23 protein-coding genes are annotated in these 24,756 nt (G+C 70.9%); 19 read left to right on the top strand and 4 right to left on the bottom strand.

The window, feature by feature from the left end; translation table 11 throughout:
• Nucleotides 1-13: 13 nt before the first annotated feature.
• Both WA762_RS27285 and WA762_RS27280 read right to left on the bottom strand, forming a co-directional pair.
• A complete protein-coding gene (locus tag WA762_RS27285) occupies nt 14-1,645 on the bottom strand; it encodes an N-acyl-D-amino-acid deacylase family protein (RefSeq protein WP_335939136.1) in 1,632 nt (543 codons plus the stop codon).
• A gap of 142 nt (nt 1,646-1,787) precedes the next feature.
• Nucleotides 1,788-3,176: an alanine racemase gene (locus WA762_RS27280; RefSeq protein ID WP_335939135.1), complete on the bottom strand. Its 1,389-nt coding sequence runs from the start codon at nt 3,174-3,176 to the stop codon at nt 1,788-1,790.
• Between the two features lie 246 nt (nt 3,177-3,422).
• Here WA762_RS27280 and WA762_RS27275 point away from each other — a divergent pair, with 246 nt between their 5' ends.
• From WA762_RS27275 to WA762_RS27265, 3 genes are all read left to right on the top strand, one after another.
• Complete coding sequence (locus WA762_RS27275) at nt 3,423-4,478, top strand: sugar kinase (RefSeq protein WP_335939134.1); 1,056 nt, start codon at nt 3,423-3,425, stop codon at nt 4,476-4,478.
• 217 nt (nt 4,479-4,695) lie between these two features.
• A complete protein-coding gene (locus WA762_RS27270) occupies nt 4,696-5,454 on the top strand; it encodes an IclR family transcriptional regulator (RefSeq protein ID WP_335939133.1) in 759 nt (252 codons plus the stop codon).
• 6 nt (nt 5,455-5,460) lie between these two features.
• Nucleotides 5,461-5,871 (top strand): RidA family protein, encoded by a 411-nt coding sequence (locus WA762_RS27265; protein WP_335939132.1) that lies wholly within the window; start codon nt 5,461-5,463, stop codon nt 5,869-5,871.
• Between the two features lie 123 nt (nt 5,872-5,994).
• On the opposite strand, the gene WA762_RS27260 is transcribed toward WA762_RS27265, so the two are convergent.
• A complete protein-coding gene (locus WA762_RS27260) occupies nt 5,995-8,148 on the bottom strand; it encodes a serine/threonine-protein kinase (protein ID WP_335939131.1) in 2,154 nt (717 codons plus the stop codon).
• A 167-nt stretch (nt 8,149-8,315) separates the two neighbouring features.
• A complete protein-coding gene (locus WA762_RS27255) occupies nt 8,316-10,049 on the bottom strand; it encodes a chitinase (RefSeq protein ID WP_443080687.1) in 1,734 nt (577 codons plus the stop codon).
• Between the two features lie 892 nt (nt 10,050-10,941).
• On the opposite strand from WA762_RS27255, the gene WA762_RS27250 reads away from it, so the two are divergent.
• The 16 genes from WA762_RS27250 (at nt 10,942) to WA762_RS27175 (ending at nt 24,715) form a co-directional block, all read left to right on the top strand.
• Nucleotides 10,942-11,808 carry a hypothetical protein gene (locus tag WA762_RS27250; RefSeq protein ID WP_335939129.1) on the top strand — a complete coding sequence of 289 codons (867 nt, stop codon included), beginning with the start codon at nt 10,942-10,944 and terminating at the stop codon, nt 11,806-11,808.
• A gap of 75 nt (nt 11,809-11,883) precedes the next feature.
• A complete protein-coding gene (cpaB, locus tag WA762_RS27245; protein WP_335939128.1) occupies nt 11,884-12,591 on the top strand; it encodes a Flp pilus assembly protein CpaB in 708 nt (235 codons plus the stop codon).
• Nucleotides 12,592-12,598: 7 nt separating this feature from the next.
• Nucleotides 12,599-13,903 (top strand): CpaE/TadZ family protein, encoded by a 1,305-nt coding sequence (locus WA762_RS27240; RefSeq protein ID WP_335939127.1) that lies wholly within the window; start codon nt 12,599-12,601, stop codon nt 13,901-13,903.
• A 114-nt stretch (nt 13,904-14,017) separates the two neighbouring features.
• Nucleotides 14,018-14,404, top strand: coding sequence for a TadE family protein (locus WA762_RS27235; RefSeq protein ID WP_335939188.1), 387 nt, complete (start codon nt 14,018-14,020; stop codon nt 14,402-14,404).
• Between the two features lie 15 nt (nt 14,405-14,419).
• Nucleotides 14,420-14,803 carry a TadE/TadG family type IV pilus assembly protein gene (locus WA762_RS27230; RefSeq protein ID WP_335939126.1) on the top strand — a complete coding sequence of 128 codons (384 nt, stop codon included), beginning with the start codon at nt 14,420-14,422 and terminating at the stop codon, nt 14,801-14,803.
• 60 nt (nt 14,804-14,863) lie between these two features.
• A complete protein-coding gene (locus tag WA762_RS27225) occupies nt 14,864-16,201 on the top strand; it encodes a CpaF family protein (protein WP_335939125.1) in 1,338 nt (445 codons plus the stop codon).
• Between the two features lie 10 nt (nt 16,202-16,211).
• Entirely contained in the window at nt 16,212-17,150 is a 939-nt protein-coding gene (locus WA762_RS27220; RefSeq protein ID WP_335939123.1) for a type II secretion system F family protein, read from the top strand.
• A gap of 14 nt (nt 17,151-17,164) precedes the next feature.
• On the top strand, nt 17,165-18,052 hold the full coding sequence (locus WA762_RS27215; protein WP_335939186.1) for a DUF5936 domain-containing protein: 888 nt from the start codon (nt 17,165-17,167) through the stop codon (nt 18,050-18,052).
• Between the two features lie 31 nt (nt 18,053-18,083).
• The gene (locus WA762_RS27210) at nt 18,084-19,412 is read left to right on the top strand and encodes a sensor histidine kinase (RefSeq protein WP_335939121.1); all 1,329 of its coding nucleotides are present in this window, start codon (nt 18,084-18,086) and stop codon (nt 19,410-19,412) included.
• 52 nt (nt 19,413-19,464) lie between these two features.
• Entirely contained in the window at nt 19,465-20,565 is a 1,101-nt protein-coding gene (locus WA762_RS27205; protein ID WP_335939120.1) for a response regulator transcription factor, read from the top strand.
• A 248-nt stretch (nt 20,566-20,813) separates the two neighbouring features.
• Entirely contained in the window at nt 20,814-21,044 is a 231-nt protein-coding gene (locus WA762_RS27200) for a Flp family type IVb pilin (RefSeq protein WP_335939119.1), read from the top strand.
• Complete coding sequence (locus tag WA762_RS27195; protein WP_335939117.1) at nt 21,044-21,658, top strand: pilus assembly protein TadG-related protein; 615 nt, start codon at nt 21,044-21,046, stop codon at nt 21,656-21,658. The genes WA762_RS27200 and WA762_RS27195 overlap by 1 nt, the downstream gene beginning before the upstream one ends.
• A 31-nt stretch (nt 21,659-21,689) precedes the next feature.
• Nucleotides 21,690-22,304 carry a hypothetical protein gene (locus tag WA762_RS27190; RefSeq protein ID WP_335939116.1) on the top strand — a complete coding sequence of 205 codons (615 nt, stop codon included), beginning with the start codon at nt 21,690-21,692 and terminating at the stop codon, nt 22,302-22,304.
• Between the two features lie 59 nt (nt 22,305-22,363).
• Nucleotides 22,364-22,963, top strand: a complete 600-nt coding sequence (locus WA762_RS27185) for an OmpA family protein (RefSeq protein WP_443080689.1) — start codon at nt 22,364-22,366, stop codon at nt 22,961-22,963.
• A gap of 243 nt (nt 22,964-23,206) precedes the next feature.
• The gene (locus tag WA762_RS27180; protein WP_335939115.1) at nt 23,207-23,494 is read left to right on the top strand and encodes a sulfurtransferase TusA family protein; all 288 of its coding nucleotides are present in this window, start codon (nt 23,207-23,209) and stop codon (nt 23,492-23,494) included.
• A 351-nt stretch (nt 23,495-23,845) separates the two neighbouring features.
• A complete protein-coding gene (locus tag WA762_RS27175; RefSeq protein ID WP_443080686.1) occupies nt 23,846-24,715 on the top strand; it encodes an LLM class F420-dependent oxidoreductase in 870 nt (289 codons plus the stop codon).
• The last annotated feature ends 41 nt before the right edge of the window (nt 24,716-24,756 follow it).

The raw sequence follows: 24,756 nt of genomic DNA, 5'->3' as shown, positions 1-24,756 counted from the left end.
GGGCCGCCAGGGTCTACGCCGCGCGGCCCGGGCCCCGTACCGCGCGGCCCGCCAGGGTCTGGGTCCGGCGGCCGTCCTCGATGACGAAGCGGCCGTCGATCAGCACGTGCGGGATGCCGGTCGGCAGGGTGCGCGGCCGGTCGTAGGTGGCGCCCGCGCCCACCGTCGCGGGGTCGAAGAGGACGAGGTCGGCGCGGTGGCCCTCGCGGATCTCCCCGCGGTCGGCCAGGCGCAGCCGCCGGGCGGGGCGGGAGGTGAGGTGCGCGACGCACTCCTCCAGTGACAGGATGCCCAACTCCCGTACGTACGTGCCGAGATAGCGGGGGAACGTGCCGTAGGCGCGTGGGTGCGGCTTGTCGCCCTGGAGGATGCCGTCGCTGCCCCCGGTGTGCACCCGGTGCCGCATGATCCGGCGGACGTTCTCCTCGTGGCCCACATGCTGGAGGATCGTGGAGCCGAGCCGGTCCTCGACGAGCAGCCGGCGGGCGGTCGTCCAGGGCGACTCGCCGCGCAGCCGGGCCGACTCGGCCACCGTGCGGCCGACGTACCCGGCGAGGCCGGGCACGGTGACGCCCGAGATCTCGATCGTGTCCCACTCGATCGGCACCCCGTGGCAGCCGTCCGAGCCCACCACCTCCAGATGGTGTCGGATCCGTTCGGCGGCCGCGTCGTCCGCGAGGCGGGCCAGGACCGACTCGGGGCCGCCCTCGCCCGCCCAACTCGGCAGCATCGCCACGAGAGTCGTGCAGCCGGGGGTGTACGGGTAGCTGTCGAGGGAGATGTCGGCCCCCGCGTCCAGCGCCGCGTCGAGCAGGGCGAGCAGCTCCGGGGCCCGGCCCTCGTTCACGCCGAAGTTCATGGTGGCGTGGGCGAGATGGAGCGCGCAGCCCGCGTTCCGGGTGAGCCGCACCATCTCCTCGTACGCGGCCAGCGCGCCCGCCCCGTACGAGCGGTGGTGCGGGCAGTAGTAGCCGCCGTACCGGGCCACCACCCGGCAGAGTTCGGTGAGTTCGGCGTCGTCCGCGTACATGCCGGGGGTGTAGGTGAGGCCGGAGGACATCCCGACCGCGCCCTCCGCCATGCCCCGGGCCACGAGCTCCCTCATCCGGTCCAGCTCGGCCGCGGTGGGCGGCCGGTCCTCCCAGCCCATCGCGTACATCCGGACCGTGCCCTGCGGGACGAGGTACGCGGCGTTGACCGCGATGCCCCGTCCGTCGAAGCCGTGGTCCAGCCGGTCCAGGTACTCGCCGACCGTGCGCCAGTCGAAGTCGACGTCCCGGTCCTCGGGCCCGCCCCCGTTCCAGCCCGCGATGGCGCGGCGCACCTCGGCCAGCGTCCGGTCGTCGGCCGGCGCGTACGACAGGCCGTCCTGGCCGAGGACTTCGAGCGTGACGCCCTGCGCGGCCTTGGCGCTGTGGTCGGGGTCGCGGAGCAGCGCCAGATCGCTGTGCGCGTGCATGTCGATGAAGCCGGGGGAGAGGGCGAGCCCGTCGGCGTCGAGGACACGGCGGCCCGAAGGGCGCGGACCGGGCGCGTGCTCGGGGTGGATCCGGGCGATCCGGCCGCCGTCGACCGCCACGTCGGCACGGCGGCCGGGGGCGCCGGTGCCGTCGATGACGTACGCGTCGCGGATGACCAGGTCCATGGGATCGCCTGTCTGTGCTGTGGTCCTGCTGCGGTTGTGCCGTGCGGTGGAGCGGGCGTTGGGTGGGGTGCGGTGGGGTGGGGCGCGGTCGTGTTGTTGCGGGCCGCGGAACCGGTTGCGCCGCAAGCGATGTGACGATGAGTCAGAAGAATGTGCGGATGTAGTCGGCGACCGTGCCGTCCGCCTCGACCAGCGGGATCAGCTGCCACTTGTCGAAGCTGGTGCAGGGGTGCGACAGGCCCATCCCGACCCAGTCGCCGACCTCCAGCTCCGCGCCGGGTTCGGTGCGCAGCCAGGTGTGCTGGTCGGACAGGCCGGTGACCGTGATCCCCGTCGCGGGCCGCACCGTGCCGTCGCGGCCCGACCGTACGACCTGGGCCTGCGGCAGATCGAGGTCGTGCGCGGCGTCGCGCTTGCCCGCGTTGAGGAACGCCTGCTCGGCGGAGGGGCGGGAGACCACCTGGGCCCAGAGCCGGAACGCCGGGCGCAGGGCGCCCTCCTCGGGGACGCGGTTGAACGGGGTGAGGTGGCGGTAGTGGCCGTCGTCGTGCGAGACGTACGCCCCCGAGCGCAGCAGCTTCAGCGCCGGACGGGACAGCTCGGGGATCTCCGCGAACACCTCGGCGACCGTGTCGAACCACGCGCTGCCGCCCGCGCTGATCACGATTCCGTCGTCGGCGGCGGCCTCCGGAGCTACTCCCGATGCCGATGCCGATGCCGATGCCGTGGCCGGGGGCGATGTCGTGCTCGTGGCTTCACCGCCTCCCGCGGGCCTCGTGGACGGCGTGAAGCGGCCCTCCCGGTCGAAGGCGACGGCCAGTGCGACGAGCCGCCGCAGCCACTCCCGTACCCGCTCGTCGGACGCCTGGGGCACCTCGCCCTCGTAACCGGCCACGCCCACCAGCCGCAGCGTCTCGGCCGCGGCCACCGCGTCCGCGACCGCCGCGCACTGCGCCTCGGTGCGGACGCCGGTGCGCGCCCCCTTGCCCGCGCCCAGCTCCACGACGACGTCCACGGGGCGGGAGGCGCCCGCCGCCCGCAGCGCCTCGTCCATCAGCTCGACGCCGCGCACCGAGTCGACGTAGCAGACGAAACGGAAGTCCGGGTCGCGGTTCAGCTCGTCGGCGAGCCAGCGCAGGGCGGCGGCGTCGACGAGTTCGTTGGCGAGGAAGATCCGCCGGATCCCGTACGCCCGGTACACGCGGGCCTGGTGCGGCACGGCCGCGGTGATGCCCCAGGCGCCGTGCTCCAGCTGCCGGGCGAAGAGCTGGGGGGACATGGACGTCTTGCCGTGCGGGGCGAAGGCGAGCCCGTGGCGTCGCGCGTACGACTCCAGCAGGGCGAGATTGTGCTCGACCGACTCGGCGGACAGGGCGAGCACCGGGGTGGTGAAGCCGCCCGTGAAGAGATCGCGCCGCTGGGCGGCGAGGGCGCCGACGGTCAGGCCCTCGGCGTCGGGCGGAAGCGCCTTGAAGCGGTGGTCGACCAGCTCGTCGGCGAGTCCGGCCACGGGGCGGTGGGCGGCGGGCAAGGGTGCCTCCTCGATCGAAGTGGTCGGCGCCGCGGAAGGGGCGGGCGGGCGGCGCGTCGGACGATGGTGTCAGCGTAGGACGATTGTCGTTCGTTGCATCATATGCAACGAGCATTGCGTATACCGCTTGGGCTGTCTAACATCCCAGCCGATGCCGGGTCAATGGCGCTCCCCGGCACCGCTTCCGTCCCGGGCCGCCCAGCGCATCCCGTCCCGCCGACCCGTCGACCACACGAGGAGCCCCGAGTGCCCGGAACCACGGCCGGCACCGCCGACCCCGGCACGACCGCCGACGTCGTGTGCCTCGGTGAGTCCATGGTGACGTTCCTGCCGTCGCGGCCCGGCCGGCTCGCGGACGTCCCGTCCTTCGCGCGCGGCATCGGGGGCGCCGAGTCCAACGTCGCCTGCGCGCTCGCCGCGGCCGGGCACCGGGCGGCCTGGGTCAGCCGGGTCGGCGCGGACGGGTTCGGGGACCACCTGGTCGAGGCGATCGCCGGATACGGGGTCGACGTCTCCGCCGTGCGCCGCGACCCGACGCGGCCCACCGGCGTCTACTTCCGTACGGCGACGGACCGGGCCACCGATGTGCACGAGGTCGCCTACTACCGGGCCGGGTCCGCCGCCTCCGCGATGTCCCCGGACAACGTCCCCCGCGAGGCGCTGTCCGCCACCCGCGTCCTGCATCTGTCCGGCATCACGGCGGCCCTGTCCGCCGACTGCCTGGCCCTGCTCCGCGACCTGACCGCGCCCCGTCCCGGCCGTCCGACGGTCTCCTTCGACGTCAACCACCGGCCGCGGCTGTGGCGCGGCACCGCCGACGGCCCCGGCGTGCTGCTGGACCTGGCGCGCGGCTGCGACCTCGTCTTCGTCGGGGAGGACGAGGCCGAGCAGGCGTGGGGGCTGAAGGGCGCGGCCGGCGCGATCCGCGCGGCGCTCCCGGAACCGGCGGTGCTGGTCGTCAAGCACGGCGCCGAGGGGGCCACGGTCTTCTCCCGCACCGGCGGGGCGGACGCCGTCACCACCGTCCCCGCCCTCCGGGTCGACGTCGTCGCCCCCGTCGGCGCGGGGGACGCCTTCGCCGCCGGGTTCCTCTCCGCCACCCTGCGCGGCCTCGGCGTACGCGAACGGGTCCGGCACGGCCACCTCATGGCCGCCGCCGTGCTCACCGTCCCCGGCGACCTCACCGATCCGCCGTCCCGCGCCCGCGCCGACGCCCTCGCCGCGCTCGACGACGACGCCTGGGGGAGACTTCGTCTCGGCCCCGGCTGGACGGGGGAGGACCAGGAGGTACCGACGACATGAGCGGACGCGAACGGCGCACCGCCGAGGACGCCGCCCCGGGCGGGCACCCGGCCGTGGGCGGCCGGGGCCCCGGGACCGGCGAGACGCGCAGGGCCGGCGAGGGCCGCCGGAGCGGTGCGACGCGCGGGGGCGGCCGAGGCCCCGGGACCGGCGGGGGCCGCCGCGGCGGCGTGGGACAGAGGCGCGGCGAAGGCCGCCACGGCAGTGAGGCACGCGCATGAGCCAGACCGTCGACCGCGCGCTGAGCATCCTGCCCCTGCTCGCCCAGGGGCCCGCCGACCTCGGGCAGGTGGCCGAGCGGCTCGGCGTGCACAAGTCCACCGCGCTGCGCCTGCTCCGTACGCTCCACGAGCACGGCCTGGTCTACCGCCAGCAGGACCACCGCTACCGTCTCGGCGCCCGGCTCTTCGCGCTCGCGCAGGAGGCCGTCGAGAACCTCGACGTGCGCGAGATCGCCCACCCCCACCTCGTCGCGCTCAACGAGAGCTGCGGGCACACCGTGCACCTCGCGGTGTACGAGGAGAACGAGGTCCTCTACATCGACAAGGTCGAGAGCCGCTACCCGGTCCGCATGTACTCGCGGATCGGCAAGCCCGTCGCGATCACCGTCGCCGCCGTGGCGAAACTGCTCCTCGCCGACCTCCCCGAGCCCGAGCGGCGTGCCGTCGCGGAGAGGCTCGACTACCCCATGTACACGCCCCGTTCGACCCCCAACGCCGGCGCCTTCCTCAAGGAGCTCGCCGTCGTCCGCGAACAGGGCTGGGCCACCGACCTCGGCGGCCACGAGGAGTCCATCAACTGCGTCGGCGCGCCCGTCCGGGGCGCGGACGGGCGCGTGGTCGCCGCGATGTCGGTCTCCGCGCCCAACGTCGTCGTCACCGCCGAGGAACTCCTCACCCTGCTCCCGCTGGTGCGCCGCACCGCCGACGCCATCAGCCGGGAGTACTCCGGCAACGACCAACCCAGGAGAGCCTGAACACCCATGACCGAGAAGACCGCCCTCACCCCGAGCACCCACACCACGCCGCCGGCGAAGTTCTCGCACGGGGTGAAGAAGGGGAACATCCTCCAGGTCGCCGGCCAGGTCGGCTTCCTCCCCGCCGTGGCGGGCCAGGCCCCGACCCCCGCCGGCCCGACGCTGCGCGAGCAGACCCTCCAGACCTTCGCCAACGTCAAGGCCATCCTGGAGGAGGGCGGCGCGACCTGGGACGACGTGATGATGATGCGCGTCTACCTCACGGACGTCGACCACTTCGCCGAGATGAACGAGATCTACAACGCCTACTTCGCCGAGCAGGACCTGAAGGCCCCGCCCGCCGCCCGCACCACCGTCTACGTCGGCCTCCCCAAGGGCCTGCTCATCGAGATCGACGCCCTCGCGGTGCTCGGCTGACCCTCGCCGTACGGCCCGGCACAACACAGCACGGCAGGACAGGGCAGGACAGGGCAGGGCAGGGCCTGGCATGGCCCGGGCGGGGCGTCTCGCCGTACGGAGGTGGCGCGCCCCGCCCGGTCCTCAGCCGCTGTACGTCGTGCACAGCACGTTCTTGCCGCCGTCCACGTCGTATATCCAGTAGGAGTTCCGGTCGCCCTGGCCCCGGGAGCAGTAGCCCTGCGGATAGCTCTTCTGCGCCCGGTAGTAGCCGGTGATCCGCAGGGTCGCGTTGTAGCCCTTGGGCACCTTCTCCGCGTCGCAGCTCCAGACGTTCATCAGACGCGAATCGGTGACCCGGGTGCCGTCGACCTTGGCGACGAAGCACTGACCGGTGCGGAACTGCCGTTCCACGCACAGCGATACGCTGAAGTCCGGCACCGAGCCCGAGTGGTACCAGTACGTGCGGCCGCTGCCGGCCGGGCAGCCCCCGAAGCCGGCCCCCTTCCGCGCGGACGTCACCCGGGTGTAGGCGTCGGCGGCGCCGCAGGAGACCGTGCGCGGCACGGTGGTGGACCAGTCGCCGTAGCCGTCGTCGTACGCCGTGAGGCAGTCCCCGGACGACACGTCGCGGAAGGCGGTGTCGGCGGCGTCGGGCCTGGGGGCGGGGCGCCCGACGGCGGTGGAGGACGAGCCCGAGGCCGAGGTGCCGCCGCCGGCGGTGGTGCCGCCGCGGCCCCCGGCGCCGCCGTCGGCGTCCGACTTCCACGGCTGCCAGACCACCAGCACGACGAAGAGCAACGGCAGGAGCCACCACCCGCTCGACGACCCCTTCTTCGCCGCCGGGGCGGCGTCCCCCGATGCCGAGGAGGCGGACGACGACGGGGACGACGAGCCCGGGGGCGCGGCCCGGGACGCGCCGGACGCCCGGCCCGGCGAAGAGGCCGCCCGGGCGCGGGCCCGCTCCTCGCGGCTCCGCTCCTCGTGCTGCCGCTTCGCCGCCTCGGCCGCCAGGAGACGGGCGGCGCGCTCGCGGGAGGCCCGCCTCTCGGCCCGTTCCCGTTCCGCGCGCTCATGCTCCCGCGCCGCACGCTCCCGTTCCCGGTCCCGTTTCCTCTCCTCCTCCCGTCGCAGGCGTTCCCGTTCCTGTTCCCGCTCCCGTTCCTGTTCCTGTTCCTGTTCCCGTTCCTGTTTCCGCTCCCGCTCGCGGGCCTGCTCCGCTTCCCGTTCGTGTTCCGCGCGTGCCCGGTCCTCCGCCGCGAAGTCCCCGGGGTACATCCGGGTCCGGTCCGGAGGCGGCACCGCCGAGGTGCGCTGATCAACGGTCAGATCGTTCGCCCCCGCAGCCCCCGCAGCCCCCGCAGCCCCCGCAGCCCCCGCAGCCCCCGCGTGCCGCAGGGCGTGGCCCCGGCGCTCGTACTCCTCGATCAGCGCCGTCCAGCGCGGCGGCAGCCAGCGCCTTCCGCTCTGCGTCAGCGGCAGCCCGGCCATCGACCGGCGGAACTCGCGCAGCAGGTCCGCCGGTGCCGGACGGTCCGCCGGCCGTACCGCCAGGCAGGGGCGGATCAGCGGGACGAGGTCCTTGGGCAGCCCGTCCAGATCCAGTTCGCCGCGCTGCACCCGGGCCAGCAGGGCGAGGGTGTCGCCGTCGGCCCGGTACGGCGGCCGGCCCGTGGCGAGGTGGAAGAGCGTGGCGCCCAGGGAGTACACGTCGGACGCCGCCGTGGAGCCCTCGCCGCGCGCCTGCTCGGGCGAGGTGAAGGCGATCGTGCCGAGGGTGAGACCGGTCAGGGTGAGGTCGTCGGCGTGCGAGATGCCGAAGTCGATCAGCCGCGGGCCGGTCAGCGGCAGCAGGATGTTCTGCGGCTTCACGTCCCGGTGGACGATGCCCCCGCGATGCAGCACGACGAGGGCCTCGGACGTGCCGGCGGCCAGCCACCGCACCGCCGAGGCCGGTAACACCCCTGCCGCACACACCAGTTCGGACAGGGATGGGGCGGGGATGTAGTCGATGGCCATCCACGGCGTCGCCGCGTCCGGGTCGGCCGCCCGCACGCGCGCCGTGAACGCGCTGTCGATCCGCTGCGCCACCTTCACCTCGCGGGCGAACCTGCGCCGGTCGGCCGCGCCGACCGCGCCCTCCGCCAACAGCGTCTTCACCGCCATGAGCCGGCCGTCGGCGCCCCGGGCCAGATAGATCCGCCCCATGCCGCCGGACGCCAGCCGGCCCAGCAGCCGGTAGGGCCCCAGCACCGCCGGATCGTTCTCGCCCAGTGCCTCCAGCCGTGGCCCCGCCATGTCGCTCCCCCCGTCGCGCCGCATGGTGCCGTGAACAGCGTCCCACGGGAAGGCCGGACCCGTCCCGTGCCGGAACGGGCCGGACACGCGGCAGCGCCGCCGGGGGAGCGGCGGCGCTGCTGGTCACGGATGCCGCGCGGCGGTGACCGGCGCGGCGGGGGCGGGGGTTACGGCAGGCCGTGGACGTGCGGGGCGACCGCGTTCGACCAGGCGTTGCCCGACTTGGCGTCCCAGTTGGTCGACCAGGTCATCGCACCGCGGATCCCCGGGTACGTCTTCGACGGCTTGAAGCTGCCGCAGTTGGTGCCGGAGGCCAGGCAGTCCAGGGCGGCGTTCACGACCGACGGGGACACATAGCCGCTGCCCGCGCCGCTGGTGGAGGCGGGGACGCCCAGGCCGACCTGCGACGGGTCGAGGCCGCCCTCCAGCTGGATGCAGGCGAGCGCGGTCAGGAAGTCCACCGAACCCTGCGAGTACACCTTGCCGTCGCAGCCGAGCATCGAACCGCTGTTGTAGTACTGCATGTTGACGACGGTGAGGATGTCCTTGATGTTGAGCGCCGTCTTGAAGTACTCGCCCCCGGTCGACTGCATGTCGATGGTCTGCGGCGCCATCGTGATGACCAGGCCGGAGCCCGCCTTCTGCGACAGCTGGCGCAACGCCTTCGACATGTAGGTGGAGTTGAGGCCGTTCTCCAGGTCGATGTCGACGCCGTTGAAGCCGTACTCCTGGATGAGCGAGTAGACCGAGTTCGCGAAGTTGGTCGCCGAGGCGTCGCTGTTGACGGAGATGGTCCCCTTCTCGCCGCCGACCGAGATGATGACGTTCTTCCCGGCGGCCTGCTTCGCCTTGATGTCGGCCTTGAACTGGTCGACGGTGTAACCGTTCAGCCCGGCCGTGTCCAGGTTGAAGGTGACGGCGCCCGGCGTGGTCGTGGCGTCGGCGAAGGAGACCGCGATGATGTCGTAGTTCGCGGGCACGTCGCTGAGCTTCTGCACGGTCGCGCCGTTGTTGAAGTTCTGCCAGTAGCCAGTCACCGCGTGCTTGGGCACGGAGGTGCCGGGGTTGGGGTTGCCGCCGCCCTCCTTGGCCGTACGGGCGCTGACGGCCGCGGACTTGACGGACTCGCCGGCCGCGTTGGTGGCGGTCACGGAGAACTGGTACGCCGTGTCGGCGGCCAGCCCCGTGACGGTGGCGGAGGTCCCGTTGGTCGTGGTCGCCTTGGCGCCGTCCTTGTAGACGGTGTAGCCGGTCGCGCCGGACACCGCGTTCCAGGACAGGGCCACCGAGGAGGTCGTGGTCGTGCCGGCCGTGAGACCGGTCGGCGCGCCGGGGATCTGCGGGGTCTGGCCGCCGCCGCCCCCGTCCGGGCCGCTGACCGAGACGTCGTCGACCAGGTAGGCGGCCTGCCCGTACCAGCCGTGCGTGTACACGGTGACCGAGGTGGTGCTGGGACCGGTCTTGAACGTGGTCGTCAGCTGGGTCCAGCCGGTGGAGCCGGGCGACCACGTCGAGACGTCGGTGGTGCCGGTGCCGCTCGCGCCGAGGTACGCGTACCCGCCCTGCACCCAGGAGCTGAGCGTGTACGTCGAGTCCGGCTTCACGGTCACGGTCTGGGAGCAGCGCGCGTTGTCCTGCCCGGCCGGGGTGGCCTTGAGGGCGCCGGTGCCGCTGTGCACGGGCGAGGAGACGACCTCGCCCGTGCCGCCGGAACACGTCCAGTCGGCGAGCCCCGACTCGAAGCCCGGGTTCTTGGCGACGTTGACGTCGGCGGCCTGGGCGCTGCCGGTGAGACCGGTGGCGGTCAGCGCGCCGGCCGCGAGGACGGCCATCGCTCCGCCGAGGAGCGGCCGGGTGTGACTTCTGCGGAGTCCGCGTCCGCGGGCGGGGGAACGTTCCACTTGCTGCCTCCGTGGGGATTCGGGGGATTCGGGAGGAATCGGGGAATCAGGGCGGTGGGGGGGCGGGTCGGGGTGTGGGGGAGCCGGGCCGTGGGGATCCGGGCTGTGGGAGGGACCGGACCGTGGGGGTGCGGTGCGGTGGTGCCGTGGGGGTGGAGTGGGGATGGGACAGGAGATGCGCGGGTGGGGGACGCCGGAGGCCGGATGCGGGTGGGGGCGCGGGAGGTTGGATGGGGTTGGGGGACGCGGAGGGGGATCGGGGGCGGGTGAACCGGGGGTGAAGGGGCGGGGGGAACCGGGCGACGACGGGTCACCGCTGGCCGATAAGCTGGTCCAGACCAATCGAGTTGTCAAGACCTCTGGCAATGACGACCGTTCGGTCGTGCGTTCGCCCTGTGGGTTCCGGGCCGCGCTCCAGGCGGCACGTCGGCCGTTCGTCAACGCCCCGCGAACATCACGCGAACCCTTCACGACCGCCCCGTCCGACCGCCATGAATTGACGTTCCGTCGACCTCGCACCGGTCCGTTCGAGCGGGGCCGTTCGAGTGCTCGGACAGTGACCGGAGGGCCGCCCTCCGGGCGCCGACTGCCCGGTTCCGCATCGGGGTTGACGTGCGGAGACGAATTCGGGCCCGGAGGTGGCCGGGTGGTGGATTCGTAACACTCCGCAGTGGTACAGGAGTTAACCAATTTCGATTTGATCCGATTTGACGTGTGGAGGTTGGTCCGACGTCCCCCGGACGTTGTCGTACTGACCTCCGGAAAGTGTTCTCTGCCAGGTAAGACGTGGATAAAGTGCTGAGTCAGAACGCGGAGGAGCGATTGCGGCCGACGTCATGACCGGCGCTCGGTCGGAGCCGAAACGGGGAACAGTGTGCCAACCGCAATAGCAGTGACCAGTGCTGATTTGGTACTGCCTCCGACCGACCAGCAGACGCCGACGGCCGCCCTGCTGCAGGCGCCGGACGCCCAGGCGTTGGAGATGGCCATCAGCGACATGCACGTGCTGCTGGAGCAGCACGGCTACGTCGTCGCCGTCTACCCGAGCGGTATCGCGCCCGCCCATGAACGTCGGCTATACTCCGTGCGCTCCGTTCTGGAGAGCGATCGCATCGCTCTGCTCAAGGTGGACCTTCCTCCACTGGCCGTCGCCGTACTCGTGCGGCAGCTGCGCCAGTTGTCCATCTGCGACTTCAGCCCGGGAGTGGTCGCCTCCGCCGCCCGGCTGCTGTCCCATTACATCCACGCGGGCGCCCTGCTGCACTCCGTCACCAAGTTCGACCGGGTACCGGTGGACCTCCGCACCCATGCCAAGTCATGGGTGCCCGGCTCCCAGTTCGCGGTGGTCGCGAGTCCCGAGCCGAGGCTCGTCACGGTCGGTCCGAAGGCGGAACCGCCGGCAGGTCCGGAATTTCCCACGGAACTGATGACGGCCAAGGGGCAGTCGCAGTCCGAGTGGGTGAAGCAGACCCTCGCGCCCGCGTGGAAGGTCCAGTCCATTCACGAGGCCGCACTCCCGTCGGATTCCCCCGCCTGGTGGGGAACCGGAAAGCTGGTGGAATTCGCCGCCTACCTGCCAGACATCTCCGTCCTGTACCAACTGGTCTGCTCCGTCCGCCGGGAGATCTGCCACTGGTGCGGAATGGAACTCATCGGCGACCTCTGCGGGTTCTGCTCCTCGCCGCTTCCCGCAGCCGAGAGCCGAATGCTCCAAGCCGGTGTCCTCGGCCAGGGAACGCCCGCCCCACCGCAGTCCTAGCGCTTCCGCTTTCCTCCGTAGACGCCCTCCTGCCCGCTGCCCCACGCATCCGAATCGAACGAGGTTGTCCGGCCCATGAACTCCCGCCAGCGCCGCGGCGTGATACTCCTGCTTCTGTCGGTTCTGTGCGCCTTCGGCGCCTTTGCCGGTGTGCTATCGGTGATCAGCGACGTCAACTCCAAGGTGGGTCCCGAGGTCTCGGCCTATCAGCTGAAGTCCGACGTCGCCCCCTACACCGCCCTGTCGGTGGGGCAGTTCGAGAAGATCTCGATGCCGAAGCGCTGGCTCTCGGAGAACGCCGTGACCGACCTCTCCGAGGTGAACGGCAAGATCGCCGTCACCCAGCTGCGCAAGGGCTCGCTGCTCCAGTCCGACATGATGCAGAAGCGCCCCGAACTCCAGCCCGGCGAGCAGGAGATCGCCATCATGATCGACGCCGCCACCGGCGTCGCGGGCAAGATCACCCCCGGCTCCACGGTCAACGTCTACGCCACCTTCGCCGGTGAGCGCGACGGCGACCCCTCCACCTCGAAGGTCATCGTCTCCAACGCCAAGGTGCTGGACGTCGGCAAGCTGACGGCCCTGGAGCCGAACCGCGACGGCAAGTCCAACATGGGCACCGAGGCCGTCCCGATCACCTTCGCCCTGAACACGCTCGACACCCAGCGCATCGCGTACGCCGAGTCGTTCGCCGAGCACGTGCGCCTCGCACTGCTGGCCTCCGGCAGCGACAGCACCATCCGTCCGGGCGATCGCTCCTACACGCTCGACAAGGACAAGTGAGGATCGGATGACCACGAGGATCCTCCCGGCCGTCGGTGACGTCGACGCGGCCAGATCCGTCACCACACTGCTCAGCCAGCTCCCCGACGCCGAGCCGGCAGCCCCGGTCGGCGACTCGACCCAGCTCATCGACACCCTCGCCCGGCTGGCGGGCGAGTCGCTCGACGAGCTGCCCGAGGTCGTGCTGGTCCACGAGCGGATCGGCCCGGTGCCGGCACTGGAGCTGATCCGGGAGGTCTCGCTGCGCTTCCCCGCGATCGGGGTCGTGCTGATCAGCGCCGACGTCACCCCCGGCCTGTTCTCGTCCGCGATGGAGTCGGGGGCGCGCGGCGTCGTCACCCTGCCGCTGAGCTACGAGGAACTCGTCAACCGCGTCCAGTCCGCCGCCCAGTGGTCCACCGGCGTCCGGCGCCACCTGAGCACCGGGAACGAGGTCTTCACCGGCCCGGGCGGCACCGTCCTCACCGTCAGCGGCGCCAAGGGCGGCGTCGGGACCACCGTCGCCGCCGTGCAGCTGGCCCTGGCGGCCCAGGCGTCCGGGCGCAGCGTCGCCCTGGTCGACATGGACCTCCAGGCCGGCGACGTCGGCTCGTACCTCGACGTGCAGTTCCGGCGGTCGGTCGTCGACCTGTCGACGATCGCGGACATCTCGCCGCGGGTGCTGTCCGACGCCATCTTCACCCATGGCTCCGGACTGTCCCTGCTGCTGGCCCCGGGCGAGGGCGAGAGCGCCGAGGAGGTCAGCGACCGCTCGGCCCGGCAGATCGTCAGCGCGCTGCGCACCCGCTACGAGATCGTGGTGATCGACTGCGGCAGCCAGTTGCAGGGGGCGAACGCGGCGGCCATCGAGATGGCCGACACGGCCCTGCTGGTCACCACCCCCGACGTCATCGCGGTACGCGGCGCCAAGCGCCTCGTACGGATGTGGGACCGCCTCCAGATCCGCAAGGCGGAGGAGACGGTCACCGTCGTCAACCGCTTCATCCGCAACACAGAGATCCAGCCACCACTCGTCGAGAAGATCACCGGGACGCGGATGGCCGAGACGGCCGTCCCCGCGAACTTCAAGGAACTCCAGAGCGTCGTCGACGCCGGCCGGCTCCACGAACTCGACTCCAAGAGCAGCGTCAAACAGGCCCTCTGGGCCCTTGCGGGCGAGCTCGGCATCGTCAAGGTTCCTGAGAAGACGGAGAAGGGCGCCGCGAAGGGCGCCGCCAAGTTCAAGAACGACCGGGGCTCGATCGGACGCCCGCGCGTCGGCCGACGCGACGGCGAATCCCGGCACCGGGCGACGAACAAGGGGGCAAGTTGACCAATGGCACTCACCGATACGACAGACATGGGGATACGCGGCAGGCGTCGCGGTGACCCTTCCCGCCCGGACGGCCGCGGGGGCGGCCGGGCGGGGGACGCGACGCGGGGGCGGCTGCGCGCCGGGCTGTCCGGCCGCGGTCGCGACCGAGGGCAGACGGCGATCGAGTTCCTGGGCGTGTTTCCGCTGATCATCCTGCTCGCGGTCGCGCTCTGGCAGTGCGCGCTGATCGGGTACACCTTCTCGCTCGCCGGTAACGCCGCGGACAGAGCGGCGCATCGGGGAGCCGTCACGGAAGGCCCCCGGCTGAGGGAATGCCGCGAGGCAGCCGTGGAGCATCTGCCGAAGGCGTGGAAGAAGTCGATGCTGCCGACGGACTGCCGGTCCTCGGCGGGCATGTACAAGGCCGAGGTGAGGCTCCAGGTTCCGGTGCTGGTGCCCGGTGTATGGAACTGGCCGTTCCGTGTCGAAGGCCATGGCGCGTTCCCACTGGAGGGCTGAGCGATGAGCATCCGCATGCACACACCCCGCCCGAAACCGTCCTCGCGTCGTGACCGCGGCCAGGTGGCCATCGAGTACATGGGCTTCATTCCGCTGATGCTTCTGGTGGGCCTGCTCTCGATCCAGCTCGGAGTCGCCGCCTACGCCGTCAGCCAGGCGGGCACCGGAGCCCGCGCGGCAGCCCGGACCGCCACGCAGGAGATGTCGCACGGGGATCCGGAGACTGCGGGACGCGCGGCGATGAGCGACTGGCTCGGCAACCCGAGAATGTCCCGGTTCACCCAGCAGGGCGGCTACGACGAGGTGACGTACACAGCCCGGGTGAAGATTCCCTCCGTCGTGCCGGGCATCGACGACTGGGGCTGGGCCAGGCGCAGCTCCACCATGCCGCGCGGTTGACCCGTCGCCCGCGTCACGCGCAGGGGGCACCACGGTTTTGTCTGAGCGAGGAGTAGAGGAATGAGTCTGCGGGCACGCATGAGCGCCCCCGAGAAGAGCGGCGGGGCGCGGGAGGACGGCCATCTGGTCGCCGTCTTCCGTGCCAAGCTGCTCGAAGAGATCGACCTGGCGGAGATGTCCTCGCTCGCCGCCGCCGACCGGCGGGCGCGGCTGGAACGCGTCCTCAGCCACATCATCAGCCGTGAGGGGCCGGTTCTCTCGACCGCCGAGCGCACCCAGCTGATCCGCCGGGTCGTCGACGAGGCGCTCGGCCTCGGCATCCTGGAACCGCTCCTGGAGGACGCCTCCATCACCGAGATCATGGTGAACGGGCCGGACCAGATCTTCGTCGAGCGCAGCGGCAGGGTCGAACAGCTCGCGATGCGCTTCGGTTCGCACGAGCAGCTGATGCAGACCATCGAGCGCATCGTGTCGACCGTCAACCGCCGCGTCGACGAGTCGAACCCGATGGTCGACGCGCGTCTGCCCAGTGGTGAGCGCGTCAACGTGATCATTCCGCCGCTGTCGCTGACCGGCGCCACGCTCACCATCCGGCGGTTCCCCCGGGCGTTCACCCTCCAGGAGATGATCAGCATCGGCTCGCTCGACGAGCAGATGCTGATCCTGCTGTCCGGCTTCGTCCAGGCCAAGCTCAACGTCATCGTCTCCGGCGCCACCGGCACCGGGAAGACGACCCTGCTCAACGCGCTCTCCGGCCTCATTCCGAACCGCGAGCGCATCGTCACCATCGAGGACTCCGCCGAGCTCCAGCTTCAGCAGAGCCACGTGATCCGGCTGGAGTCCCGCCCGGCGAACGTCGAGGGCAAGGGCCAGATCACCATCCGCGACCTGGTCCGCAACTCGCTGCGTATGCGCCCCGACCGCATCGTCGTCGGTGAGGTCCGCGGCGGCGAGTCGCTCGACATGCTCCAGGCGATGTCGACCGGTCACGACGGTTCGCTCGCCACCGTCCACGCCAACAACGCCGAGGACGCGCTGATGCGTCTGCAGACCCTGGCGTCGATGTCCGAGATCGACGTCCCGTTCGAGGCGCTGCACGACCAGATCAACAGCGCCGTCGACGTCATCGTCCAGCTCACCCGGCACGCCGACGGCTCCCGCAAGATCACCGAGATCGCCGTGCTGGACTCGCACGGCCGCGAGCCGTACCGCATCGTGTCCGTCGCCCGATTCGACGCCCAGCCGATGGACTCCGAGGGGCGGATCAACGGCGACTTCCGGTACTTCCCGATCCCCCGCAGGATCGCGCAGCGCCTCTACATGGCCAGCCAACCCATCCCGCAGGCCTTCGGCGTCGCCGATTCCGCCGACCAGCTCGCCACCCGAGAGGCCAACTAGGTACCGAGCCATGACCAATCTCCCCCTTCTCACCATCGGCGTCACCCTGCTGGCCGGTGTCACGGGCGTCGTGGGTCTGCACGCCTACTCCGGCGGCAAGGCCGACAGCGACGCCCTGGTGGACCGCCTCTCGCGCACCGGGCCCGTCGCGGAATCCGGGCGCCGTCGCCGCTTCCGAGGCATTGACAAGAGGCTGCGCAGGACCGGCCTGGGCAAGAAACTCGAACTGAAGCTGGCCGCCACCGGCCTCGACGTCACACCGGGCGAGTTCTTCATCTACTCGCTGGTCGCCCTGGCCGGCCTCTGGATGATCGCCTCGTCGATGCTCGCCAGCTTCTTCGGCCCGCTTGCCGCGCTCATCGGACTCTGGGGCACCAACGCGTTCCTGAACTGGCAGCGGACCAAGCGCACCGAGCGTTTCATCAACCAGCTCCCCGAGCTCGCCCGCATCCTCGCCAACGCCACCCAGGCCGGCCTCGCCCTGCGTACGTCCATCGGCATGGCCGCCGACGAGATGGAGAATCCGGCCGGCGAGGAGCTGGCCAGGGTCGCCCGTCGTCTCGCCGTCGGCGAACCCCTCGAGGACGCGCTGAGTGAGATGACCGACCGGCTGCCCTCCCGCGAACTCGTCGTCCTCGTGACCACCCTCGTCCTGTCCAACCGGGCCGGCGGCACGGTCGTCAGCTCCCTGCGCAACCTCACCGAGACGCTGGAGGAGCGCAAGGAGACCCGGCGCGAGGTCAAGACCCAGCTCTCCCAGGTGACCGTCACCGCCTACGCCGTGCCGGCCTTCGGCCTGGGCGCCATGCTCCTGATGAACGCGGTGATGCCCGGTGCCCTCGACCGTATGACCGGCTCCTTCATCGGGCAGGTCGCGGTGGTCGTCTCCCTCGCCCTGTATGCGATCGGGTTCATCGTGATCCGTCGCCTGTCCCGGATCGACGTCTGATGAGCGGGGGAACCATGGGCTTGTTGCTCGCCGTCCTCATGGGCCTGGCCGTGTACGGAGCCGCCGCCGGCATCCGCATGTACCGGGCCGACGCCAAGCTTCCCAGCGACATGGCGATCGCTCTGGAGGTCGGCTCCACGCGCACCAACGCGGTCGGCTCCGGCATCGACCGGCTCGGCATGCGCTGGGCCCCCACGGTGCTGCGCATGATGGGTCCGAAGGCCGTCAACAAGAAGCGCCGCCAGATCGACATGGCGGGCAACCCGGGCGGTCTCACCATCGACCGGTACGCCGCCCGTCGCGCCGTCTACGGCGGACTGGGCGCGCTCGGCGCCCTGACCATGCTCATGCGCGGGCAGATCCTCCTCGCCCTGGTACTGGTCGCGTTCGGTCTATTCTGGGTCGAGGTCGGCATCTGGTCCGCGGTGCGCATCCGTCGCGACCACATCGACCGCACGCTCCCCGACTTCCTCGACGTGCTGGCCGTCGTCGTCTCCGCGGGCCTCGGCTTCCGCCAGGCGCTGGCACGCGTCGCGGAGAAGTACGAGGGCCCCTGGGCTGACGAACTGCGCATCACCCTGCGCCAGATGGACATGGGCGTCAGCCGCCGTGAGGCGTTCGACCAGCTGCGCAAGCGCAACGACTCGGAACAGGTCGCGATGTTCGTGACCACGCTCCAGCAGGGTGAGGAACTCGGCGCCCCGATCGTCGAGACGCTGATCCAGATCGCCAACGACATGCGGCGCACCGACGCCCAGAACGCCCGGCGCAAGGCCGCCAGGGCGGTCCCGAAGGCGACCTTCGCGGTCACGACCTTCCTTCTCCCCGGAACGCTGGTGATGCTGACGGTCGGATTCGTCTACGGGGTCAACGTCGACTTCAGCACTCTCATGGGCGGATGACGCGGATGGCGGCAGGGGAGGTGACTGACCCATGGCGTTCCAACTCGGCGCTCAGACCGGACTGGACGCGGAGGTGCGCCGGGCGATAGCGGACCCCGGCTCGCGCCCCACGTTCGCGATCCAGCTCAACGCGCTCCAGGCGATGTGCCGGCAGGTCTTCGGCTTCCGGATCGCGATGATCGCCATGGCCACGCCGTTCGCGATCGCCCACACCGCGTCGGGGCCGCCCATGTGGCTGATCGGCTCGTCCATCCTGGTCACGTTCATGGGCAGTTATGTCCTGTTCCGTGACTGGGAGCGCTTCGGCCCCGTCCTGTTGCGCCACCCCTGGCTGCTCGGCATCGACGCGCTGCTCGGAGCACTGTTGCTGATCACCGCGTCCCCCGAGTCCACCCTCGCGTACGTCACCGTGTGCACCCCGCTGCTGGCCGGGCTCGTCTACGGCTGGCGGGGTGCCGCGGTCTTCGCCGCGCTCCAGACGGCGATCGTTCTCGGTGTGTACGCCACCGACCCGAAACTGCAGCCCGCCGACGCCACGGCGTTCCTCCTTCCCGGCTTCTGCGTCATCGCGGGCGCTGTCGGCGTCACCCTGCGCAACCTGCTTCTCCGCTTCGGGAAAGCCAGTCAGGCCCTCACCGAGACCCGGGCCCGCCTCGCCGTCAACGAGGCCGTCGAAGGCGAACGCACTCGCCTGGCCCGCGAAATGCACGACTCGGTGGCCAAGACCCTGCACGGTCTGGCCCTGGCCGCCGACGGCCTCGCCGCTTCGTCCGACCGCATGGACCCGCTCACCATCAAGCGCCAGGCTGAACTGGTCGCCCGCGCCGCCCGTCGTGCCGCGGCCGAGTCCCGGGAACTCCTCTCCGACCTGCGTCGCGAGTCCGGTCTCGACGGGGGCGTCGACGTCGTGCGCGAGCTCCGGGCCCGGGCCGAGGACTTCACCCGGCGCTGCGAACTCACGACGACCTTCCGGCTGTACAACGACATCCCGGTCCCCAAGGTCCCCCAGGCGGTCGCGCGCCAGCTGCTCACCATCGCCTCCGAGGCGATGGAGAACGCCCATCGCCACGCACAACCCACCTACCTCGTCGTGCTCGCCGGCGTGAAGGGCGATGTCCTGCGTGTCAGCGTGTACGACGACGGCCGCGGCCTGCCTGCGGGCGTCACGCTCGACGATCTCCGGCACGCCGGACACTTCGGCCTCGTCGGCATGGTCGAGCGGGCGGCGTCGATCGGTGCCCGCATACGCATTGGGAAGGGCCAGGCGGCCAAAGGAACCGAGGTCCGCCTGGAACTTCCGGTCGCGGCGCTCAGGACCGCTCCGGACGGGAAGCAACCGAACGAACAGCGAACCGACTGACCAGCTCGAAACTCCACCCTCACCCCCATAGAACCTTGAGAGGAGGTCGCAGATGCCGGACGACGACTCCCGCGCGTCGGGCCAGAACCGGATAACGGGGAACCATGCCCTCCCGCATGAATCCACGCGCGTCAACCCGCTCAACCCGCAGGTCGGCTCCAGTGGGCACCCTGTCCCCGCCTTCACCTCCCAGCAGTCCGCGGCATCCGAGTCCCTGCCGCCCTTCCCCGCTCCGTCGCCCGTACCCGCAGCCCTGCGGGTCGTCGTCGCCGATGACAACCCCGTGGTCAGGGCCGGCCTGGGCGTGCTGCTCTCCGGTCGGGACGACATCGAGGTCGTCGCGGAGGCAACGGACGGCCGTCAGGCCTACGAGATGGCCGTCCGGAACCGCCCGGACGTGGTCCTGCTCGACGTTCGGATGCCCGGCGTCGACGGCATATCCGCGCTGCCGCACCTCGTCCAGGTGGCGCCGGTCATGATGCTGACCTACAGCCGCGAGAACGAGATCGTCCACGAGGCGTTGCGTCTGGGCGCGAGCGGCTATCTGGTCCACGGCGAGTTCACGGCCGACCAGTTGGTACAGGCCGTGCGCGACACGAAGAACGGACGTGCCCACTTCACCGCCACTGCGGCCGACGCCCTGCTCGCCCATATGCGCCAGGGCCCCGGATCACGGGGACGACCGCTTCCGGAGGGACTCGGCACGGCGCTGACCACGGGCGTTCCCTACCGGGTGTCGGGCTATGACGACCATGCCCCGAGTAGCGGCCCGCAATACGCTGCGCCTGCACATGTGCCCACGGCGGAACAGCCCCCACCTGCGGCGCGAGCAGTCCGACACCCGCAGGGTCTTTCGCATCTGCAACCAGTTGTGGCACAGTCTTCCCGGGTCGAGGAGAAGGACGTCGCCCTCAACAGAAGGCAGTACGGGCTGAGTTCACGGGAGGTGGAGGTCATGGAGCTGATCGCGTCCGGCATGAGCAATCAGCAGATCGCCGCCACCTGCTTCATCAGCGAGAAGACGGTCAAGAACCACATCAACCGCATCTTCACCAAGTTGCACAGTGCAAGCCGCAGCGAGGCCATCGCCCGCTGGCTCGGCACGGCCCCCGCGGGGCCGGGAGCGCGCGCGGCCGGTGGTCATCGTGGCTGAGTGGCGCGGCGGGGCCGGCAGCAGGTCCATGGGCGTGGGGCATGGGGCCCAGCGCGTTCCGACAGAGGCCCAACTGACGGTTTGGGCCCGGGAATGGGCCCTGGGACCCTCCGGCGAGCAGGGTGCGCCGCCGTATGTTTCTCATGTCGCCGACGGCTCCGGCCAGGAGGAAGCCGGATCCGTGGGCGACACCCGAGAAACGTGCGAGTCGGCCGACCATCGGTCGGCCGAACCCGGAGGGGAACACCATGTCGAACATCACCCTGAAGACCGCCGTTCGCGTCAACGGCTGGGCCAACACGGCGGTCAGCGCGATCCAGAAGCGCTACGAGGCCAAGGACCGCGGCCAGACGGCGTTCGAGTACCTGGGCATCATCCTGGTCGTCGTGGCGATCATCGGCGCGATCGCCGCCTCGGGCATCGGTGGGTCGATCTCGAGCAAGATCTCCGAGCTGGTGTCCCAGATCAAGGCCGGCTAATGACCGCGAGACTGCGCGGTGAGGCAGGGCAGGCTTTCCCCATCTACGTAGTGATGGTGGCGGGCCTGCTCTTCCTCGCGTTCGCTTTCTTTACCGTCGGCAGGGCCTCGGCCCTGCGCAACGGGGCCCAGGGTGCGGCGGACGCCGCTGCGCTGGCGGCTGCTCAGCAGGCTCGTGAGGACATGGAGGCGCCGTTTCTCGCGTCGCTTCCCGAGCGCATGCTCGATGTCTTCCTGGACAGCTACCAGTTCCCGTCGGCCATGCCCTGTGCTTCGGCCCAGCGGCTGGCCTCTGCCAATGAGGCAGATGTCAAAGAGTGCACCCCGCAGTACGGCGGCCGCCGCGACAAGATCACGGTCGAGGTCGAGACCCGTAAGCCGGTGGGGTCGCCGGTCATTCGCGGCATGGATCGTGAGTACGCGAAATCTCGCGCCACCGCCATTGTCGAGTTCCGATGCAGTTGGCATTCCGTGGACTTGAACGATGACAGCATCGAAGACGTGTACTACTTCAGTTGCGGGAGTGCCGGAGCGGTCGAAATCAGGACGAGCAGTCCGCCGTCCTGGTCCTCGGTGAGCAAGATTCTCTTTGACGTGCACCTGGTCGATTCATGACAGCGAACGACGAGTAAAGGAATCAGAACCCATGAGCATTCGGCGCTCCACCAAGTCCCGAAGGGCCGTGGCAGCCGTCTCTCTGGCGGCGGCCCTGGCGCTGGCCGTGACCGGCTGCGGCACTGACGACGGTGGGAAGACGAACGATGGCGGTTCATCGACGTCTTCCGAGCCCTCGAAGCCCTCCGAGGAGGACAAGGGGGCGAAGCAGGAGGACACCGCCGTCGGGGACAATGTGGACCCGAATGTGAAGCTTGCGGAGATCAGGGGCGACAAGGGCATGCTGCTCGTCGTCAACGAGGTGAAGAGGGACTCCGGCGGGTTCGTGACGGTTCAGGGCGAGCTGAAGAACCAAGGGGACACCACGGTCAACCCGTCCGCGTGGGCCGGTAGCGAAAGCGCCATCGTCAGCAAGAATCTGAACTCGGTCGGTGGAGCGACCCTGGTGGACAAGGCTGGGAAGAAGCGCTACTACATCCTCCGGGACACGGACGGCCGCTGTCTCTGCACGACCGGGATGTCGGCGGTTCAGCCCGGCAAGTCGGTTCCTGTGTTCATGCAGTTCCCGGCGCCGCCCAGTTCCACGACCGAGGTGGACTTCAATCTGCCGACGTTCACCACTACGTCACTGAAGATCTCCGGGTGACCGACGTCATGACACACATGGTTAGCAGGCGTCGCCCCATTCAGCTCGTGGGAATGGCCATGGCGACCGCGGCTCTGATGGCTGCCACGTCAGTCGTAGGTGTTTCCTCCGCGGTTGCCGACGACGGACCGAGCGTGCCGCCGGGCACCGAGGCGTCGGCAACACCGCCGGTCGAGGTGGACGGGAACAGCTCCGGCCTCCGCATGGTCGAGGGTGCGACGCTCGCCCCCGCGAAGGTCCTCGACATAGTGCAGGTGATCGAGGACGAGGGGGGCGAGGAGCGCCGCGAGGACAGCAACGCGAACGTCAAGTTCGCGCTGCAGGCCGAGGTGCTCTTCAGCAAGGACAGCGCCGCGCTGAGTCCCGCAGCGCACTCCCGTATCGCGGCCATCGCGGCCGAGATCAAAAAGCAGAACGCCACCAAGGTGCGGGTGTTCGGCTTCACGGACAACCTCGGCTCGGCGGCCCACGGCGACGTGCTGTCCAAGCAGCGCGCCAACGCGGTGCAGTCGGTGCTGGTCAAGGATCTCGGGTCGACCGTCACCTTCGACATCCGGGGGTACGGCGAGCAGTACCCGATCGCGAGCAACGCGACAGAGGAAGGCCGCAAGAAGAACCGCCGCGTGGAGGTCTCCTTCCCGCGCGGCGGCTCTTCCTGAGCCGACCGCTCCAGTGTCAGGGCCCGGCCCCCGCGGAACGCATCCGCGGGGGCCGGGCCCGTTTACGCTGGTCGGCGGAGACCATGACAGCGGCCCCGAGGACGGCGGGAGGCCGGCCGGGGGACCAGGAGGAGCGGACCGGGCATGAGCGGCGACGAGCAGGGACCGAGTCACGGACCGAGCCGGGGAGCGCGTCACGGATCGAGACGGGGAGCGTGTCGGGAACCGGGCGAGGTCCGGCACATGCCGCCGCCCGCGGGCCTCACCGTCGACGGCACCGGCCTGTTGTGCGTCACGCTGCTGCTCCGCCTGCGGAAGGCGATCGACGGCGCGGCGGCGGGCACCGTCGTGCACGTGATCGCCACCGATCCCGCCGCCCCGCTCGACCTGCCCGCCTGGTGCCACATGACGGGGCACGAGTACCTCGGGCCCGTTCCCGGTGAGCGGCCGGTGTACGCCCTGAGGCTGGCCGTGGACGCCCGCGCCACCCGGCCCGACCGGCCCTGGCACCGGGCCGAGGCCGGTCGCTGACGCCGCCGCTGCGCCACGCCGCCACCCCGCCATTCCGACCCCCAGGGGCCCCAGCGCTCCCAGGACTCAGCGTCCCCAGGACCCAGCGCCCCCGCGCCGCTGTCCCGTTCACCCGGCCGCCGCCCCCGCCCCACACCCCCGCAACGGAAACGCCGCCCGCCCCACCCGGACCGTTCGCCCGAACCGCCGCCGGCCGGGCCCTGACCCGTTTGCGCCGGTCGGGCGGCCGGAGGCGTGCGGCCTCGCATAGCGTGACCGGTGGACGCCCGGAGCGCCGGCCGGGCAGGCCGGGCCGGCCCGCCCGCGCCGCCCGCCCTCCTTCACCCGTGAAGGCCGTACCGGAGGTCGTACGTGAAGCTCGGCTTGCACTACTGGAACTACTCGGCGCCGGCCGACCCCGCGCTCATCGCGCCGACCCTCGCGGAGTCCGTACGCGTCGCGGAGCAGGCGGACATCGCCTCGTTCACCGTGATGGACCACTACTTCCAGATGGAGACCGGGCAGACCACCGCCGACGAACCGATGCTGGAGGGATACACCACCCTCGGCTACGTGGCGGCGCTGAGCGAGCGCATGACGCTGGGCCTGATGGTCACGGGCGTGATGTACCGGCACCCCGGCCTGCTGGCGAAGATCGTCACCACGCTCGACGTCCTCTCCGGCGGCCGGGCCAGGCTCGGCATCGGCGCCTCCTGGTACGAGCGGGAGCAGTACGGGCTCGGCGTGCCCGTCGTCCCGGTCGCCGAACGGTTCGAACGGCTGGAGGAGACGGTCCTCATCTGCCTCCAGATGTGGAGCGACGACAACGGCCCGTTCCGGGGCCGCCACTACCGGCTCACCGAGACGCTCTGCGTGCCCGAACCGATCGGTGAACGCCCGCCGATCCTGATCGGCGGCGGAGGCGAGCGGAAGACCCTGCGCCTGGTCGCCCGGTACGCGGACGCCTGCAACCTGTTCGCCACCTCCCCGGAGGAAGTCGCCCACAAGCTCGACGTGCTGCGCGCGCACTGCGCGGAGACCGGCCGTGACTACGACGCCATCGAGAAGACCGTGATGTACAACGGCGCGGTACTGGACCGGCCGGACAGGTTCCTCACCGACGCCGAGGCGTACGCGCGCCTGGGCGTCGGCGAGATCCAGGTCCTCCCGGACCGGCACCCGGTCAGCTTCACCCACCAGCTCGCGGAGCACATCGTGCCCCGGGCCGCGACGATCGGCTAGGGGGTGTCTGATGAATGAGTGCGGGAGAAGGAGCGGGGTCC

Origin of the sequence: Streptomyces tyrfis, from assembly GCF_037034285.1 — a bacterium.
Classification (GTDB): Bacteria; Actinomycetota; Actinomycetes; order Streptomycetales; family Streptomycetaceae; genus Streptomyces.
Note: the sequence above shows the minus strand (reverse complement) of the source record. Positions and strands in the feature narration are given on the sequence as shown.

Excerpts from the sequence above, each read along its gene's own strand:
- WA762_RS27190 (WP_335939116.1), top strand. The coding sequence starts at position 21,690 with ATGAGCATTCGGCGCTCCACCAAGTCCCGAAGGGCCGTGGCAGCCGTC.
- WA762_RS27210 (WP_335939121.1), top strand. The coding sequence starts at position 18,084 with ATGGCGTTCCAACTCGGCGCTCAGACCGGACTGGACGCGGAGGTGCGC.
- WA762_RS27260 (WP_335939131.1), bottom strand. The coding sequence starts at position 8,148 with ATGGCGGGGCCACGGCTGGAGGCACTGGGCGAGAACGATCCGGCGGTG.
- WA762_RS27240 (WP_335939127.1), top strand. The coding sequence starts at position 12,599 with ATGACCACGAGGATCCTCCCGGCCGTCGGTGACGTCGACGCGGCCAGA.
- WA762_RS27220 (WP_335939123.1), top strand. The coding sequence starts at position 16,212 with ATGACCAATCTCCCCCTTCTCACCATCGGCGTCACCCTGCTGGCCGGT.
- WA762_RS27205 (WP_335939120.1), top strand. The coding sequence starts at position 19,465 with ATGCCGGACGACGACTCCCGCGCGTCGGGCCAGAACCGGATAACGGGG.
- WA762_RS27195 (WP_335939117.1), top strand. The coding sequence starts at position 21,044 with ATGACCGCGAGACTGCGCGGTGAGGCAGGGCAGGCTTTCCCCATCTAC.
- cpaB (WP_335939128.1), top strand. The coding sequence starts at position 11,884 with ATGAACTCCCGCCAGCGCCGCGGCGTGATACTCCTGCTTCTGTCGGTT.
- WA762_RS27230 (WP_335939126.1), top strand. The coding sequence starts at position 14,420 with ATGCACACACCCCGCCCGAAACCGTCCTCGCGTCGTGACCGCGGCCAG.
- WA762_RS27270 (WP_335939133.1), top strand. The coding sequence starts at position 4,696 with ATGAGCCAGACCGTCGACCGCGCGCTGAGCATCCTGCCCCTGCTCGCC.
- WA762_RS27225 (WP_335939125.1), top strand. The coding sequence starts at position 14,864 with ATGAGTCTGCGGGCACGCATGAGCGCCCCCGAGAAGAGCGGCGGGGCG.
- WA762_RS27180 (WP_335939115.1), top strand. The coding sequence starts at position 23,207 with ATGCCGCCGCCCGCGGGCCTCACCGTCGACGGCACCGGCCTGTTGTGC.
- WA762_RS27265 (WP_335939132.1), top strand. The coding sequence starts at position 5,461 with ATGACCGAGAAGACCGCCCTCACCCCGAGCACCCACACCACGCCGCCG.
- WA762_RS27215 (WP_335939186.1), top strand. The coding sequence starts at position 17,165 with ATGGGCTTGTTGCTCGCCGTCCTCATGGGCCTGGCCGTGTACGGAGCC.
- WA762_RS27185 (WP_443080689.1), top strand. The coding sequence starts at position 22,364 with ATGGCGACCGCGGCTCTGATGGCTGCCACGTCAGTCGTAGGTGTTTCC.
- WA762_RS27285 (WP_335939136.1), bottom strand. The coding sequence starts at position 1,645 with ATGGACCTGGTCATCCGCGACGCGTACGTCATCGACGGCACCGGCGCC.
- WA762_RS27200 (WP_335939119.1), top strand. The coding sequence starts at position 20,814 with ATGTCGAACATCACCCTGAAGACCGCCGTTCGCGTCAACGGCTGGGCC.